The sequence below is a fragment of the Bacillus sp. SRB_8 genome (genome assembly GCF_003264205.1).
GTDB classification, from domain to species: Bacteria; Bacillota; Bacilli; order Bacillales; family Bacillaceae_G; genus Bacillus_A; species Bacillus_A mycoides.
This window is the reverse complement of record NZ_NADT01000006.1, coordinates 232,594-248,959: the sequence shown is the minus strand read 5'-3', so window position 1 is coordinate 248,959 and position 16,366 is coordinate 232,594. Positions and strand designations below refer to the sequence as shown.

The following is a 16,366-nucleotide window of genomic DNA, read 5'->3' as shown; positions in this document are numbered from 1 at the left end:
ATCCGAAATATATTATATGTGCAACTTCTTAATAGTATAAGAAGGGTGCATTAAAAGTATCTGTTAAGGTGTCCAGAGAAGATCAGGAAACCGAAACATACAACGTGGAACGTAATTACAATCGCAAGGACGTGTGTAAATTTATTGTTTGGCCAAAACTTATGCTTCTTGTTTTTTCGTTCGAAAATATCGAATAAGATAAACAAGGCAGCGTGATAAAGACCATAAATAATGTATTGATACACATGCTCACCAGTAATATGCCATATTCCCATGATGAAAAAGTTTAAAAATGCACCGATATACGAAATTGTGTAACGGTTTTTAATTAACTTTTTCTTCGTTGCGAAAAAGACGAAACGCATGTAAATAAAGTCACGGAACCAGAATGATAAACTCATATGCCAGCGGTTCCAGAAGTCTTTAATGTTACGACTAATGAATGGTTTATTAAAGTTTTCTGGAGTTTTAATTCCCATCATATAACTTACACCAATTACAAATGAGCTATAACCAGCAAAGTCAAAGAATAAATATAAGCTATAGCTATACATGTAAATCATATTTGATAGGATTGTATCTTGCTGAGCGAATGCCGGATCCATAAAATATTGCTTTATTAAGTAAGCAATAATAAATTTATACAAGAAACCTTGGAAAATACGGTTTAGCCCTGTATATAGTAAATTTTGATATTCTTCTACACTAGGTGGCTTTTGAATATCTTTTTGGAATCTGCGGTAACGATCGATAGGTCCCGTTGAGATAGCTGGGAAGAATAAAACGAATTCCCAGAAATTAAAGAAGGAAAGTTCTTTAATTAAGTTATCACGAACTTCAAATACCATTTGTACTGCTCTAAATGTTACATAGGACATTCCTAAAAATACAACAAACTTTAGCTCAGGTACAAACGGTGCAATTTTTGCTAAAACAAGCGGTAAAATCGACAAAATAACAGCCATATAAAACCTAAATGTACTATTATTTTGTTTTCTTAACATTAAATAGCCTTTAATAAGGGCATATTGCCAAATAATAAATGCGGCTAACATGATTGCTTGCTTCGGTTTATCAGAGAAGATAATAACGAGCATTACTAATGTTAAAACGGCATTATATTTACGCAACATTTTACCTTTTAATCCAGCTATGATAGTAGGTATTAATAAAATGCCTACTATAGCGAAAAAATAAAATGATCCATATGCGGTCATGCTGTAACCTCACTCAATAATTTTTTGCGATCTACCTTTCCATTTGGTGTCATTGGAATAGAAGAGTGATACATGAATTTACGTGGAATCATGTAATTTGGTAATCGCTCATTGAGTTCTTTTTTGATTGCAGATGTTAATTTGAATTCTTTTTCAAACGAATGCTCTCCAGGAACAACAACCGCTAATAAGTAATCATATTTTTCACCTTTTTTAATTGGAACAACAACTGCACCTTCTACGTAAGAACACGCGCGAAGATGATGTTCGATTTCTTCTAATTCCATTCGATAACCATGAAGCTTAATTTGGAAATCAAGACGACCATTATAGAATAGAAGACCATTTTCTACATAGCCAGCATCACCTGTTTTATAGGCACGCTCACCATCAATCATGGTAAATACTTTTTCTGTTAATTCAGGGCTTCCTAAATAGCCAACGCTTACGCTTGGACCGACAATTACGATTTCACCTTTTTCACCGTCAGGTGCAATTGTACCATCTTCTTTCATAATAAGAAGGCGACAGTCTGATTTACAGTAGCCAACTGGAAGTGATTTGTATTGATCAAGTACTTCTTCTGTAACGTGAATGCCTGTTACAGCAACAGTAGCTTCTGTTGGACCGTACGTATTCATAATTGCTGCTTTCGGGAAACGCTCAATTAATTTTCTAGCTACTTCATTTGGTAACACTTCACCGCAGAATAAGAATGTTTTCATGTTTGGTAGCATACTTTCAGAGAAAGAGGCTTCCATTAAACACATTTCTGCGAAAGATGGTGTCGAAGTCCATACTTGTATATCCGATTGCTCTAAAGAAGCAAACAAGTCTTTTGGACGTGCAATCATGTCTTTATCGATTGCCCATAGTGTGCCACCCGTTACTAATGATGGGTAAATATCCATTACAGATAAATCGAATGAGAAAGGTGCTTGGTTTAAGAATACTTGCCCTGTTTGTAAGTTGAAATCTTCTACAGCCCATTTTGTAAAGCTAACAAGACAGTTATAAGTAATCTGAACCCCTTTCGGATTACCTGTACTTCCTGATGTGTAAATAATGTAGAAGTTCTCATCACCTTTTACCGCATGTTCAGGATTTGGAATGTTCCCTTTATGAGTAAAGAAAATATCTTTTAAGTTGTCTTCACTTACGATACGAACTGGTAAATCAGTTACAGTTACTTCAGTTCCTGATAAAAGTAATTTCGCACCAGAATTTTCAGCGATACGTTGTACGCGATCAGCTGGGATAGATAAATCTACAGGAATGTAAGCATGTCCAGCTTTTACACAACCTAAAAAGTTAATAATCATTTCAGGTTGCATATGGCCATAAACCATAATTGGTGAACGATCATCTGGATACTCAGAAGAAATCCAATGTGCTAACGCATCAGAATCTTCCTTTAATTGTTTGTACGTAATTTTCGCATCTCGCCAAACAAAAGCGGTTTGATCAGGCGTTTCTACAGCCCACTTTTCAATTTGTTCTAATAACTTCATAACGTTCCCACCCTAGAATTCATTGTAAATAAATGTACTTGTGTTTGTATCATGGAATCCATACAACCAAAGTAATGCAAATAAAATTGCAAGGTAATAAACCGTCTTTGCAACCCATTGTGTGAGTGGTTGAGACCATATCTCTTTTAATCTTTCCATGTCTTTCCCTCGCTTAATGAAATAATAGCTCTTTGTAGGTATCATGTCCTACATTATTGTGAAAAAAACAAAATCCCACATTTTAGGTAAAAATAAGTCAAAAGGCTCTTTTCTGATATTAGCACTAAATACTAAAAAAGAAAATCCCTAACTTAGCAATTATATTACATTCAGCATGAATTTGTAATGGGTTTGACATGTAAATAGGAAGTGGATTGTGTGAATGTATAAAAGTGGATTGTGAGAAGGCGGGAAAATATAATATTTGTTTTGTTATTCCTGAATTGGAGTGGGTTAATAATCACTGGGTACTTAGTACATTTTCAAGGTATAGAGCCTTTTAAAAGGAGGTAATTATTATGAAAAGAGAGTGGAGGAGTTTTATTTCAGAGGAAAATATCATTAAATGGAGACGGCATTTCCATAAGTATCCGGAATTATCGTTTCATGAAAAAGAAACTTCGCAATTTATATATGAAACATTATGCTCATTTTCTTCTTTTGAAGTAACGAGACCAACGCAGTACAGTGTGCTAGCAATTAAAAGAGGAAGGCAACAAGGAAAAGTAGTTGCGATTCGAGCTGATATAGATGCTTTACCAATCCAAGAGGGGACAAGGAAACCTTATACGTCTGTGCATAAAGGAATAATGCATGCATGCGGGCATGATGCTCACGCAGCTATTTTATTAAGTACAGCAGAGACGATAGCAAATATGAAGGAAGATTTTGCAGGCGAAATCCGTCTGTTCTTTCAGCACGCAGAGGAAGTGTATCCCGGTGGTGGACAAGAAATGGTGGAGGCCGGTGTTATGGACGGCGTCGATTATGTAGTAGGTTTGCACGTTATGTCTGGATTAGAAAGTGGAAAGATAGGAATTGTATATGGCCCTATGATGGCAGCACCAGACGTATTTACAATTGAAATTTTAGGAAAGGGTGGTCACGCGGCACGACCAGAAGAAACGATAGATCCTATTGCTATCGGAGCACAAATTATTACAAATTTACAACATATCGTATCAAGAAATACAAGTGCTTTTATGCATAGAGTAGTGTCAGTTACACAATTTCATGGGGGGATGGCCGATAATATCATTCCTAGTGCAGCAGCTTTAATGGGAACTGTTCGATCTTTTAATCAAACATTAAGAGAGGAAGCAAAAGAGAAAATTGAGCAAATTGTAAAAGGAATTACAGAAGCACATGGGGGAGATTATACATATACGTATCGTTACGGATATGATCCAGTTGTTAATAATGAGTACATTACGAAAATAGTAGAAAAAAGTGCGATAAAATTGTTCGGAAATCAGCGTATTGTGCATCTTGAACCTTCTATGGGAGGAGAAGATTTTTCAGCGTATTTAAGAAAAGCACCTGGTTGTTTCATTAAATTAGGAACAGGGAATAAAAATATTGATACTTGTTATCCACATCATCATCCGAAATTTGATGTGGATGAATCGGCTTTAATTAATGGAGTGGAACTATTTTTAGAGACAACTATAAGACTACTAGAAACTGATAAAGCATAAAAAAAGGCAACTGCACTCTATTGCAGTTGCTTTTATTTCTTCCGTCAGAGAGGGCTGAGAAAGAACTATGCTCATTTATAGTATATGAATAGCTAACGGACAAGCTTGTACATTTTAACTATTTTTTAAAAAATAGTTATTGACTTTGATAATCAATTTCAATTAATCTAATGGTATAATTGAAAATGATAATTATTATCAATGAAACAGATGAGGAACCTTAATGAGAAAAACATTTCACCTTTTACGAAGGGGATTAAAAAATAAAGATGTTGATAAGCATATTGAATGGCAACGAAATGTAATTCGTTCTGAATATGTAGATGAGAAGAGTACACTTCAAACAGAAAAAGAGATACAAGGTAAAAGGAGAGGTTCAGTTGAGTAAGTTAGTAATGATTTTTGCAAGTATGAGTGGAAATACAGAGGAAATGGCTGACCATATTGCGGGTGCGATTCGTGAAACAGAAAATGAGATTGAAGTAATTGATATTATGGATACACCAGAAGCTTCTATATTAGAGCAATATGACGGGATTATTTTAGGTGCTTATACTTGGGGAGATGGTGATCTTCCTGATGATTTTTTAGATTTTTATGATGCAATGGATTCTATTAACTTAACTGGTAAAAAAGCAGCGGCATTCGGTTCTTGTGATTCGGCTTATCCGAAATACGGGGTAGCGGTTGATATTTTAATAGAAAAGCTGCAGGAGCGCGGGGCAGCAGTTGTGTTAGAAGGATTGAAAGTAGAATTAACGCCAGAAGATGAAGATGTAGAAAAATGTTTACAGTTTGGAGCTGAATTCGTAAAACACCTTTCTTAATGGCAGAAGGGAGATGAAGAGCAATTGCATGAGAAAATCTCAATCAAAACGATGACAGATTACCATTTGTATGATTTTATGCGTTGTCCGCATAAATTTTATTTCCGTCATATAAAAAGAAGAGAACCTTCTTCATTTGAATGGCAACAAATAGCGCAAATGATTGTGAATCAAATTATTAATGAATATTACACGCTACCTGCGGGCCAACAAACGAAAATTGTACTTTTAATATTAATAGAAAAGTATTGGAAAAAAGTAAGGATTAATATGTTTGCTTCAAAGGCGGAGTACTATATTGTTTTAGCGAAGCTAACTGATCACTTATTACAGTTTGTTGAAAGGGATGATAGTCAGGCACCGCCGTTATTTTTATATGAGAAGTTTCAAACATATATGGAAGAGTTAGGTGTCCACATGTCATTGACATTTGAAGTTGGTGAGTGGAGTGCTGAATCGTTTGTAATTAAAAAGTATGTTGTTGATGCGGATGAGGAAATGCTTGCTCTTTGTCAGAAGCTAATGACAGTATTCAGTTATAAAGCTTTCGGTATTCTTCCAGGGAAAATTGAAGTTATTAATTTAATAGAAGGAACTAAGTATGAGTACATTCCAAAGCAGGAAGATATTATAACTGGAATGGATGATTTATTTAGAATGAAAGAAATGTTGCAGCAACCTGAGCACTATACAGAGCGTCATTTTCGTTCTGAGTGTATGAGTTGTGCGTTTCGTAGTGAATGCCAAAGGGAAGAAGTAAAGAGAGAAGCGAAGCAGAAGAAAAATATAGTACATTAAAGGATGCAAATTTGCATCCTTTTTTGTTATTGACATGAAAAGCTTTTCATCATTTACGGTATATTTGTAGCAGATTAATAAAGGGAGGAATAATCAATGAAAGATGAAACGGCAGTATTTCAATGGTTAAAAGAACAGAATGCTCCTTTTGGAATTCAACTGCAAATTTTACAGGCATTTCAATTGTATAAAGTTATTGTTGAAATGGATAAAAAGTTAATGATGTATGAGGAGAGAGAGTATAGGGAGAGAATTTAATCTCGTCCCTGTAGTATTGCTTTAAGCTGTTCTTCATTCTTCTTTAATGTTATTTCGTTGTTTGTTTCAATGTTATAAATAAGGTTATGTAGTAAAGGGCTGTATTGATAAAAGGTAGTGATGCGGTGAATGAGTAATGGATCGCGGTGAGAAATAAGTGCACTGTATTGTTCATATACAGATGTAGTAAACTCATGACCGAAATCATAATATAGCCCAGCAAAATCAAAAGCGGGATCGCCAATTTGAGCATCTCCAAAATCGATAACACCTGAAATGGTTTTGTTCTGCGTATTAAATAAAATGTGATGATGTGTAAAGTCAGCATGAATGATTGTATTTTGAAAGGTAGATTTAGCTATATTGGTAAAGAAATTTTCGAATAAACGATTTAAGGCTGATTTCTGTAATGAAGTAAGATTGTTAGTAAGATATTGATTTAATTTTGTTTGTAGCTCTTTCCAGTAGATAAGTGTTTTTTCGATAGGGAATCCTAGCGTTTCAACACGTTTTAAAGGAATACTATGTAAAGTCGCAAGGAAAGTGGCTAATTGTGTAATAATTACTTCAAGTTCTTTTTTCTCTAGCTTTGCAACTATTTCGGTTGTTAACGGTTCACCAAGAATGAGAGGATAATAGCTGCAAAATGGAACGGTATTACAATTATTCTTATACAATAAATGATACTTAGGAATCTCGATTTCTTGTAATAAATGAGAAAGAATTGTGCACAGTTCTTTTTCTAACGGAATTCGGTTTGCATATTCAAGTTTTCGTGGGAAACGAAATAGTAGTTCGTCATTTATAATAACCGTTATATTATCCCACCCTTCTTCATTTTGTATATATGAATGTATAGAAAGATCTGGTAGAGCTTCTTTTATATATTGTTTGTAAGAGTCCATAATTGTTCCTCGTTTCTAAGTTAAAGGTAGGTTATTCTACTTTATAATATCAGAATTTTCTTTCTATATGTTAAAATATCACTATCATTAATGGAGGAGGGTGGGGTGCATTACGAAGAAAAGAATATTAATCATTTCTCTATGTATCGCTTTTGGATTGTTTTGGCCATATAAAGAGGAGGTTTTTGCCACCTTTAAACCGATAGATCGCTACGAGTTAAATAAGGAATTAAAGAACAAAAGTATAGAAACTTTAACTGATAAAGAAATGAAAATGATAGGAGAACACTTTGTGACAGCGCAACTATCAGTGTTTGAGTTTAATAATAAAGAAGATGTGAAACGAAAAGGTGAAGAAATATTTGTAAATAGAGGGTATGAACAGTTAATAGAAAATTATTACCCAAACCGTTTTCGGGATTTAGAGTATAAATTTACAAACGAAGAGATACGTGAAGAGACAGATGAGAGTTTTCGCTATCATGCTGTAGCGTACGTTACTGGTATTGAAAATGGCAAGAGAAGTGAAATTAAATTATGACATGAAAATTGTAAAGGTTAATAATTTATTCATGGTGTTAGAACAAAAACAATATGTACAATAAAAAACCCTCTAGAAGCAGAGGGACTTTAAAGATTTTCATTTTGTTGACCAAGTTCTTTTTGAGCAATGTATAAATTTCCTTGCTCAACTTGTTTCAGTGTATGAACAGAATCTCCTGCATATCCTTTTTCTGTTTTAACAGTTCTTTTTGAACGATTTGAATCTTGTTTCTTCATATAATAGACCACCCTTCCTTAAAAATAGACGAAAATGATGAGCGCGAGTAATACAGCTGCGAAAATGGTAATGCCCATTAAAAAAGAAGTGTTTTTATATTTAGGTGGCTTATGTACATCTTGCCGATATCCAGGTGAAATTTCAGGGGCGAATTCTTCATCGAATGATTGTTTCTTTTGTTTTTCGTCCATATGTATCCACCTTTCTTTTTCATTATGTTACACGTTACAAGAAAAAATATGCATGAAGAAAACAGCCGCTATATCATTAGCGGCTGCTTTGCGTTGTATATTTTCTTTGTACTTGAAAGAGACGGATAAGCAGGAAGATTGCTCCAAATGCTAGACCGATAATAAGACCAATCCAATACCCTTTCGCTGCCCAGTCAGTATAAGTTGCTAATATGTAGCCAAGAGGTAGACCTATTACCCAATAAGCGATTAATGTCATAATTAAGGCAACATTTACGTCTTTATAACCACGAAGAGCTCCTTGTACTGGAGTTGCAATCGCATCTGAAATTTGAAATAAAATCGCGAATACAAGAAATTCTTTTGCTAAATGATGGACATTTGCATTTGTCGTATAAATAGAAGCAATTTCATCATCAAAGAAATAGAGAAGGATTGAATATAAAAGAGCGAAAGCAAGGGCTAATCCGATTCCGATAAATCCATATTGTTTCGCATTATTGTATCGTTTTGCTCCAACTTCAAATCCAACGGCTATCGTCATTGCCATTGCTAAACTTAAAGGAGTCATATATAACAAGGAAGCAAAGTTCATAGCTGCTTGATGTGCTGCTATTGTTGTCGTACTAAAATTACTCATCATAAGTGTTACCGCAGCGAAAATACTCGTCTCAAAAAAGATAGCAAATCCGATAGGGACGCCAAGTTTCAGGAATTCCTTCCAGATTGTAAAGGAAGGGCGGTATAACTGTTTAAAGATATTGAAAGAAGCGAAAGGCTCTTTCGTACGAATAATAATAACCGTAATAATTAAAATACACCAATAGGTTGCTGCAGAAGCGATTGCCGCACCGACACCACCGAGTTTTGGAAAGCCAAAGTGACCAAAAATTAATAAGTAATTTAATACTACATTAATTGGTAATGATAGTAATGTAATAATCATCGTTGTTCGAGTTTTTCCTAATGCATCAATAAATCCACGTAAAACGGTGTAAGTAAATAAAGGGATAATTCCAATCGCGATAATAATTAAAAATTGTGCTGCAATACGTTCCACGGGTTCTTCTAATTGCATGCCATTTAAAATAGGTGAAACAGCGAAGAATCCGATAAAGATAACAACGAAACTAGCACAAATTGCTAAATATACTGCTTGTATGACAATGTGGGGAACGTCCTCCTTTTTCTTTGATCCAACGAGCTGTGCAACAATAGGAGTAGTAGCCATTAAAATTCCTGTTAAGCCGGTACTAACGGGAAGCCATATACTTGTTCCGATAGCAACACCCGCTAAATCAATAGGACTCGCATGTCCTGACATTGTCGTATCAAAAAAGCTCATCGCAAATAATGACATTTGCGTTACAAAAATCGGGAAAAAGAGTAATAAAAATTGCTTTAACTTTTGTGAGAATGAATTAGTTTCTTTCATAAAATCCCCTTTCAACGTAAAAAACAAACTCTTATTATCATACAATTTAATCAAAAAATAGAAAAGAAATAAGCGTATACAACAAATGAAATCAATAAAAAAAGGATGCACTTTGAAAAGGGATAAGGTATTATGATAAGGTGTGAAAAAATTACATATGCGTTATTAAGGAGGCACTAATTGTGGCTGATTGGTTAATTGGATTAATCATGGGTGCTGTTGAAGGTTTAACAGAGTTTCTACCAGTATCATCAACAGGACATATGATTTTAACAGGACACTTAATTGGATTTGAAGACGATAGAGCGAAAGTTTTCGAAGTTGTTATTCAGTTGGGATCGATTTTAGCAGTTGTTGTTATATTTTGGAAGCGTTTATGGTCATTGGTTGGAATAGGGAAAGTAACAGATGGGCCATCGTTAAATTTATTACATATTATTATCGGGATGATCCCTGCCGGAATTCTTGGTGTATTATTCCATAGTACAATTAAAGAAGTTTTATTCGGTCCAGGACCGGTTGTTATTAGCTTAGTAGTTGGTGGTATTTTAATGATTGTTGCTGAGAAGTTTTCAAAACCAAGTACAGCAAGAACGTTAGATGAAATTACATATAAGCAAGCATTTACAATTGGAATGTTCCAATGTTTAGCACTTTGGCCAGGATTTTCTCGTTCTGGATCAACAATAAGTGGTGGTTTATTAGCTCGCGTTTCGCATACAGCGGCAGCTGAATATACGTTTATTTTAGCGGTACCAATGATGGTAGCTGCAAGTGGCTTAGATTTAATTAAAAGCTGGGATATATTAAGCTCGGCTGATATAACGTTATTTGCAACTGGATTTATTACAGCATTCGTTGTTGCGTTGCTTGCAATCGTTTCATTCTTAAAATTATTAGCTCGTGTAAAACTAACACCGTTCGCTTACTATCGTTTCATTTTAGCTGCGGTATTCTATTTCTTCATTATGTAATAAAAAAACCTGCCGAAATCGGCAGGTTTTTTTATTTTACTACTTTCTCAATCATGCTTTCCATTACATGTTCCCAAAGAGAAGTATCATCAGCTAATGTAGCACGGAAATTAGCATACATTTCTTTTTGTTTCTCTTCGAATGTTGGATCCTCTTTTTCAGGTAATGTAGCGCGCATTGAAGTTACTAATTCTTGTACTTTTGGAGCGCGTGGTCCAAAGACGGCTTGTTCATTTCCGTCTTTATCAATGAAAATAAAGATTGGAATCGCACGTGCTGTTCCGTTTGTTAAGTATTGATCCATTAACTCTAAGTTTTCATCGCGAATTAATAAACGCATATCAATATTTGCAACTTCAGAAATTCGTTTCATAACAGGTACACATAAAAGAGCGTCGCCGCACCAGTCAGCTGTTAATACGATAACGCGCCAGCCATCATTTTGACGTTCTTCTAAAACTGGAAGTAATTCATTTGGAATTAAAAAGTTATTGTAAATGTGTAGTAGCTCGTATTGGTTTACTTTCATTTCATTCACATATGTATCAAAGGACATGCCTTTATCAGCCCATTGTAGTAAGTTCATAAGTAACACCTCTTTAGTATGATTTATTTTTATTGTACCAATTTTTATATAGAAAAGCTTGTATTCTTACTCTTTCTTATCACTAAATAATTTATTTAGTGTGTAAAGGAATAGTGCGACACATAATTCAGCTATGTTGGGCATTTGTACACTCTCTATCCAGTCATCGGCGGTATGTATGACAAACCAATCTAACGTAATTTCAATTATAGAGAGCAGAGCAATTGAGAGCCAATTGGGCATACTTGTCATCATTGGATGTAGGAGCACTTTAAAGAAAATGAATATAAAATATGTAATACCGTCTAATAAAAGAATGAGTAAAAAAAAGAGTAGTAGAGCTGTTCTTGATGAATATTCTATACCTGTAATATGAAAGATTCCTACATATACAAAAAATATAAATGCAAAGAATATAATGAGAATAAGAATAACAACACTAATAATAATAGTCTTATCTTTTAGACTGAGATTAGAAAGTTTGTCTTCTTCACTCATTGCCCCAACTCCTTTTTCTGGAAAATCAATTTCATTGTACCATGAAATATCTATTGAAAAACTACGAATTATAGGGAAATAAGGTGACAAAAAGTAAGATTTCGTGTAAAATTATTAATAAGGTTTTTATTTAACTAAATTAAATAAAAGGGGCTGTCAAAGTTGTCTCAAAATCGAGAACAATTAATGGAAGAACTATCGACAAATGTTTTTGCAATGTTTCGCACGTTGCGTAATGATATTGGAAAAATATTTGGTGGTTACATACCGTGGAATGAGTTCATTGTCCTTAGAATATTGAACCGTACGAATAAAGAAATGGTCTCACGTGTAGCTAATGAGTTAAATGTGTCGAATAGTCATATTACAGCTGTTACAGAAAAATTAATTAATAAAGGCTTTGTAACTCGTTCACGTTCTACATCAGATCGCCGAGTTGTATATTTAGAGATTACAGAACAAGGGAAAGAGTTAGTTGCGAAAATGGAAGGTGAGAAAAAGAAATATTTACAAGAAAGATTTTCCGCACTTTCAGAAGATGAAATGGATATAATGATATCTATTTCTAAAAAACTTATTTAAATAATTACAAATAAGAAAACGCTTACCTAATTAAAAAGAAGACCTTCCTCATATATGGAAGGTCTTCTTCTGTGTGTAATAGATGATAAAAAATAAAATGTGTATGAAAAAAGATAGAGCGCCATACTACTAATAAAGGAAGGAGGGAGAAATATGACGAATCGTAATGGTAGTCAAGGAAGTGGAAATCAAGGTTCACCAAAATCAGGGCAATTCCAGCAGGAGTTTAGTACTGAATTTGAAACGGGAAATGATAATAAAGGAAAAGAATATCGTTCGAAAAAAGGAAGTAAATCAAAAAAGGAGTGAACGATTTCACTCCTTTTTTGATTTAAGATGCTGCAGATTGATCCGTATTATATTTTTCTTCTGATTTTGCAACAATCATTGCACAAATTGCATCACCGGAAATATTGACAGCAGTTCTAGACATATCTAGAATGCGGTCAATACCGATAATTAAAGCAATGCCTTCTACTGGTAGATTTACTTGATTTAAAACCATCGTAAGCATTACTAGTCCAACACCTGGTACACCTGCAGTACCGATACTAGCTAGTACAGCAGTTAATACGACCATAGCTAATTGTGGTAATGTAAGTTCAACGCCGTATACTTGAGCGATAAATACAGTTGCTACCCCTTGCATAATAGCAGTACCATCCATATTAATCGTTGCACCTAGTGGTTGTACAAAAGAGCTTATCGCTTTTGGAACTCCAAGTTTTTCTTGGGCGGTTTTCATGGCAAATGGAAGGGACGCATTAGAGCTAGATGTACTAAACCCAATTGCCATTACCGGACCGAAATGTTTAAAGGAACGAATAATACTTTCTTTGGCTAGTACCTTTAATAAGCCGACGTATACGAAGACACCGTGAATAATGAGTACCAACATAACGACAATCATATACTTGAACATCGCAGCGACGCCTGCAAGACCCATTTTACCAACGGACGAAGCGAGCAACCCGAATGTTCCGATTGGAGCTAATTTCATGACGAGATTAACAAGATACATTATTAATTCGTTGCCCTGTTCAAGTAATGAATGGACACCTTGAACTCGTTTTCCTAAAACAGCTAAACCGAGTCCGATCAATGCGGCAAAGGCAATAATTTGTAGCATGTTCCCATCAGCCATCGCTTTTGCTGGATTATCTGGCACAATATTCAGCAATGTATCAACGAAAGATGTTTCAGTTTTTGCACCTTCATACGTAAGCCCGTCTGTTTTAAAGTTACCGCCAGCTCCTGGTTTTATGATAAGTGCAAATGTAACTGCAATAGAGATAGCGACAGCTGTTGTTACGAGAAAGAATGAAATTGATTTTAAACCAATTCTTCCAAGTTGTTTCGGATCTCCAAGACCAGCAGCCCCAAGTACGATAGAAATGAACACAACAGGAACAACTAGCATTTTAATAAGTCGAATAAACAGTTGACCAAGTGGATTGAACGCATATTGATTCAATGGCTCAAAAATAGATGGAGCAGCTAAATTTAAAGTGAGTCCGACAACTAGACCGAGAAATAATGCAATTAAGATTGCCTTTGTTTTTGTAAAAATGCTTTCTAAATTAATTATACCGAAAAAATACCTATTTTGACAATATCTTCTGAATATTTAGTATAAAACTGTCTGTTTCAATGTATATAGTCCAGTTTTGCTGAAATATGTGGAAAGAATACATTTATGTATTTGGAAAAAAATAGACCATCACATGATGGCCTAGGGAAGGGGACAATTTATATCAATTTAATTAGGGATGGAAGCTATTCAAAGACACTGGGGAATGTCTTATAAATTAGGGAGGAACAGCTTCGATACATATACTATAAAAGATAGATGTGAACATAGAGTGAAAGAGAGAGGGAGTTTTAAGTAAGAAGAAAGAGAGAATAAAAAAATAAGACCATCACATATAGGATGGTCAAAGGAAGGGGACAATTTATGTCAATTTAATTAGGGATGGAAAGCTGTTCAAGACACTGGGGAATGTCTTATAAATTAGGGAGGAACAGCTCCGATATGTATACTATAAAAGGTAGATGTGATCCTCGTGTGAACATGGAGTGAAAGAGAGAGGGAGTTTCAAATAAAAGATAGAAAGAATAAAAAAATAAGACCATCACATATAGGATGGTCAAGGGAAGGGGACAATTTATGTCAATTTAATTAGGGATGGAAGCTATTCAAAGACACTGGGGAATGTCTTATAAATTAGGGAGGAACAGCTTCGATACATATACTATAAAAGGTGGATGTGATCCTCGTGTGAACATGGAGTGAAAGAGAGAGGGAGTTTCAAATAAAAGATAGAAAGAATAAAAAAATAAGACCATCACATATAGTATGGTCAAGGAAGGGGACAATTTATGTCAATTTAATTAGGGATGGAAAGCTGTTCAAGACACTGGGGAATGTCTTATAAATTAGGGAGGAACAGCTCCGATACATATACTATAAAAGGTAGATGTGACCCTCGTGTGAACTTGGAGTGAAAGATATGGGAATTTGAAAAGGGATAAAATAGTTATTGTAAGAGTTATAAGTGGAGATATAATAGAAAATATTCTTTTGTAAAACGATAGGAGTCTGAATATAAATAAAAGTTGAAATCTATGAAAAAAAGGATTATGCTCAACTATATTATGAGAATATAAGGTTTATCCCGCTACTTGTAGGCTCTTAAAAAGTCTTTATTTATGAGGGGATAAAAGCTTCACTTGATAAAGGGAGTTAGTGATATGGAAGTAGCAAAAAAACAAGGGTTGTATAATCGTTTTATACGATTGAATCCACCACAAATTTTAGCATTAGGCTTTTTTTGTTTAATTGTGGTCGGAGGGTTGTTATTAAAGTTACCGTTTGCAACGAAAGTACATATTAGTTGGGTAGATGCTTTCTTTACAGCTACGTCGGCAGCGACTGTAACCGGTTTAGGTGTTGTAGATACTGCGAGTACGTTTACGATGTTTGGTGAAATTGTTATTATGTTTTTAATTCAAACGGGTGGTCTCGGTCTTATGACGATAGCCATTTTAATTGTTTGGGTATTAGGGAAAAAAATTGGTTTACGCCACCGATTATTAATTGGAGAAGCATTTAATCAAACAAATATTGGTGGTCTTGTGAAATTAGTAAAACGTGTTTTTATTTTTTCTATTTGTATTGAGCTAATTGGAGTTATCTTTTTATCGATTCGCTTTATTCCAGAGTTTGGTTTTGGAAAAGGTTTATACTATAGTATTTTTCACGTTATTGCGTCATATAATAATGCCGGCTTTGCGCTTTGGCCAGATAATTTAACAAGATATGTAGGAGATCCTATTATTAATATTGGGATTTGTTCTTTAATTGTAATAGGAGGGTTAGGGTTTACGGTATTAATTGATATATGGTATAGCCGTAGTTTCCGAAAATTATCACTGCACTCCAAAATCATGATTGTTGGAACGATAGCACTTAATGTTATTGCGATGATTGTGATTTTTGTATTGGAATATAATAATGTGAAGACTTTGGGGCACTTATCTTTAAATGAAAAATTATGGGCTTCGTTCTTCCAAGGAATTACACCTCGTACAGCTGGTTTTAACACGGTAGATTATGGGGGGATGGAAGAGTCATCGATACTATTTACAATGGTATTAATGTTTATTGGTGCGGGAAGTGTATCGACAGGCGGTGGAATTAAGTTAACGACATTCGTTATTTTAATTACATCAGTTCTTTCTTTCTTTAGAAAGAAAGAGGATTTTGTTTTATTTCAGCGTACGATTAAAATGTCGACAGTAACGAGAGCGTTAGCAATTGTCGTTGCTAGTCAAATACTTATTTTTACAGCGGTATTTGTATTAATGCTTACAGAAGACTTCAGTTTTATTCAGTTATTATTTGAGACAATTTCAGCGTTTGGTACAGTAGGGTTAACAATGGGGATTACTGCGAAGCTATCGGCGTTTGGAAAATGTATTATTATGTTTGTTATGTTTTGTGGATTAATCGGACCGTTAACACTTGTGTTCTCTTTGGCACGACCAGCAAAACAAAAAATTAAATATCCATCAGAAGATGTATTTACAGGATAAGGTATCCCGCA

Annotated in this window: 19 protein-coding genes and 1 pseudogene; 10 read left to right on the top strand and 10 right to left on the bottom strand. The window is 34.6% G+C overall.

Annotation, left to right across the window (positions count from 1 at the left end; all coding sequences use genetic code 11):
- Positions 1–50: 50 nt before the first annotated feature.
- The 3 genes from dltB to B5P40_RS06390 are packed head-to-tail and all read right to left on the bottom strand — an operon-like array spanning position 51 to position 2,887.
- The gene (dltB, locus tag B5P40_RS06400; RefSeq protein WP_002193254.1) at positions 51–1,217 is read right to left on the bottom strand and encodes a D-alanyl-lipoteichoic acid biosynthesis protein DltB; all 1,167 of its coding nucleotides are present in this window, start codon (positions 1,215–1,217) and stop codon (positions 51–53) included.
- Entirely contained in the window at positions 1,214–2,728 is a 1,515-nt protein-coding gene (gene dltA / locus B5P40_RS06395) for a D-alanine--poly(phosphoribitol) ligase subunit DltA (protein WP_002140951.1), read from the bottom strand. Before dltA ends, dltB begins: the two co-directional genes overlap by 4 nt.
- Before the next feature lie 12 nt (positions 2,729–2,740).
- Positions 2,741–2,887 carry a teichoic acid D-Ala incorporation-associated protein DltX gene (locus B5P40_RS06390; RefSeq protein ID WP_002011626.1) on the bottom strand — a complete coding sequence of 49 codons (147 nt, stop codon included), beginning with the start codon at positions 2,885–2,887 and terminating at the stop codon, positions 2,741–2,743.
- Positions 2,888–3,246: 359 nt separating this feature from the next.
- Between B5P40_RS06390 and B5P40_RS06385 the strand changes: the two genes are divergently transcribed.
- From B5P40_RS06385 to B5P40_RS32665, 5 genes are all read left to right on the top strand, one after another.
- Positions 3,247–4,425 carry an amidohydrolase gene (locus B5P40_RS06385; RefSeq protein ID WP_002193251.1) on the top strand — a complete coding sequence of 393 codons (1,179 nt, stop codon included), beginning with the start codon at positions 3,247–3,249 and terminating at the stop codon, positions 4,423–4,425.
- 223 nt (positions 4,426–4,648) lie between these two features.
- Positions 4,649–4,813, top strand: coding sequence for a hypothetical protein (locus B5P40_RS32670; protein WP_002011628.1), 165 nt, complete (start codon positions 4,649–4,651; stop codon positions 4,811–4,813).
- Positions 4,806–5,252 carry a flavodoxin gene (locus B5P40_RS06380; protein WP_002086759.1) on the top strand — a complete coding sequence of 149 codons (447 nt, stop codon included), beginning with the start codon at positions 4,806–4,808 and terminating at the stop codon, positions 5,250–5,252. The genes B5P40_RS32670 and B5P40_RS06380 overlap by 8 nt, the downstream gene beginning before the upstream one ends.
- Positions 5,253–5,276: 24 nt before the next feature.
- Positions 5,277–6,050, top strand: a complete 774-nt coding sequence (locus B5P40_RS06375; RefSeq protein WP_002193249.1) for a hypothetical protein — start codon at positions 5,277–5,279, stop codon at positions 6,048–6,050.
- Between the two features lie 96 nt (positions 6,051–6,146).
- Positions 6,147–6,308, top strand: a complete 162-nt coding sequence (locus tag B5P40_RS32665) for a hypothetical protein (protein WP_002126244.1) — start codon at positions 6,147–6,149, stop codon at positions 6,306–6,308.
- Here the strand turns inward: B5P40_RS32665 and B5P40_RS06370 are convergent.
- Entirely contained in the window at positions 6,305–7,213 is a 909-nt protein-coding gene (locus B5P40_RS06370; protein ID WP_002193247.1) for an aminoglycoside phosphotransferase family protein, read from the bottom strand. The genes B5P40_RS32665 and B5P40_RS06370 overlap by 4 nt on opposite strands.
- Positions 7,214–7,313: 100 nt before the next feature.
- On the opposite strand from B5P40_RS06370, the pseudogene B5P40_RS06365 reads away from it, so the two are divergent.
- Positions 7,314–7,818 (top strand): annotated as a pseudogene (locus tag B5P40_RS06365) (biotin transporter BioY).
- A 25-nt stretch (positions 7,819–7,843) separates the two neighbouring features.
- Here the strand turns inward: B5P40_RS06365 and B5P40_RS32660 are convergent.
- The 3 genes from B5P40_RS32660 to B5P40_RS06355 all read right to left on the bottom strand — a co-directional run bounded on the left by B5P40_RS32660 (position 7,844) and on the right by B5P40_RS06355 (position 9,620).
- A complete protein-coding gene (locus B5P40_RS32660; RefSeq protein WP_000743737.1) occupies positions 7,844–7,993 on the bottom strand; it encodes a hypothetical protein in 150 nt (49 codons plus the stop codon).
- Between the two features lie 18 nt (positions 7,994–8,011).
- The gene (locus B5P40_RS06360) at positions 8,012–8,185 is read right to left on the bottom strand and encodes a hypothetical protein (RefSeq protein ID WP_002193244.1); all 174 of its coding nucleotides are present in this window, start codon (positions 8,183–8,185) and stop codon (positions 8,012–8,014) included.
- A gap of 76 nt (positions 8,186–8,261) precedes the next feature.
- On the bottom strand, positions 8,262–9,620 hold the full coding sequence (locus B5P40_RS06355) for an MATE family efflux transporter (protein ID WP_113708980.1): 1,359 nt from the start codon (positions 9,618–9,620) through the stop codon (positions 8,262–8,264).
- 182 nt (positions 9,621–9,802) lie between these two features.
- Here B5P40_RS06355 and uppP point away from each other — a divergent pair, with 182 nt between their 5' ends.
- The gene (gene uppP, locus B5P40_RS06350) at positions 9,803–10,594 is read left to right on the top strand and encodes a bacitracin resistance undecaprenyl-diphosphatase (protein ID WP_002011643.1); all 792 of its coding nucleotides are present in this window, start codon (positions 9,803–9,805) and stop codon (positions 10,592–10,594) included.
- A 31-nt stretch (positions 10,595–10,625) separates the two neighbouring features.
- On the opposite strand, the gene B5P40_RS06345 is transcribed toward uppP, so the two are convergent.
- Together B5P40_RS06345 and B5P40_RS06340 are read right to left on the bottom strand one after the other, a co-directional pair.
- Positions 10,626–11,213, bottom strand: coding sequence for a thioredoxin family protein (locus tag B5P40_RS06345; RefSeq protein ID WP_078175613.1), 588 nt, complete (start codon positions 11,211–11,213; stop codon positions 10,626–10,628).
- 33 nt (positions 11,214–11,246) lie between these two features.
- Entirely contained in the window at positions 11,247–11,678 is a 432-nt protein-coding gene (locus B5P40_RS06340) for a regulatory YrvL family protein (protein ID WP_002193242.1), read from the bottom strand.
- Between the two features lie 162 nt (positions 11,679–11,840).
- On the opposite strand from B5P40_RS06340, the gene B5P40_RS06335 reads away from it, so the two are divergent.
- Positions 11,841–12,260 (top strand): MarR family winged helix-turn-helix transcriptional regulator, encoded by a 420-nt coding sequence (locus B5P40_RS06335; RefSeq protein WP_002064429.1) that lies wholly within the window; start codon positions 11,841–11,843, stop codon positions 12,258–12,260.
- A gap of 153 nt (positions 12,261–12,413) precedes the next feature.
- Positions 12,414–12,569, top strand: coding sequence for a hypothetical protein (locus B5P40_RS06330; RefSeq protein WP_002011733.1), 156 nt, complete (start codon positions 12,414–12,416; stop codon positions 12,567–12,569).
- 22 nt (positions 12,570–12,591) lie between these two features.
- On the opposite strand, the gene B5P40_RS06325 is transcribed toward B5P40_RS06330, so the two are convergent.
- Positions 12,592–13,830: a dicarboxylate/amino acid:cation symporter gene (locus B5P40_RS06325; protein ID WP_033733090.1), complete on the bottom strand. Its 1,239-nt coding sequence runs from the start codon at positions 13,828–13,830 to the stop codon at positions 12,592–12,594.
- A gap of 1,181 nt (positions 13,831–15,011) precedes the next feature.
- On the opposite strand from B5P40_RS06325, the gene B5P40_RS06320 reads away from it, so the two are divergent.
- Entirely contained in the window at positions 15,012–16,355 is a 1,344-nt protein-coding gene (locus B5P40_RS06320; RefSeq protein ID WP_002140965.1) for a TrkH family potassium uptake protein, read from the top strand.
- Positions 16,356–16,366 lie beyond the last annotated feature (11 nt).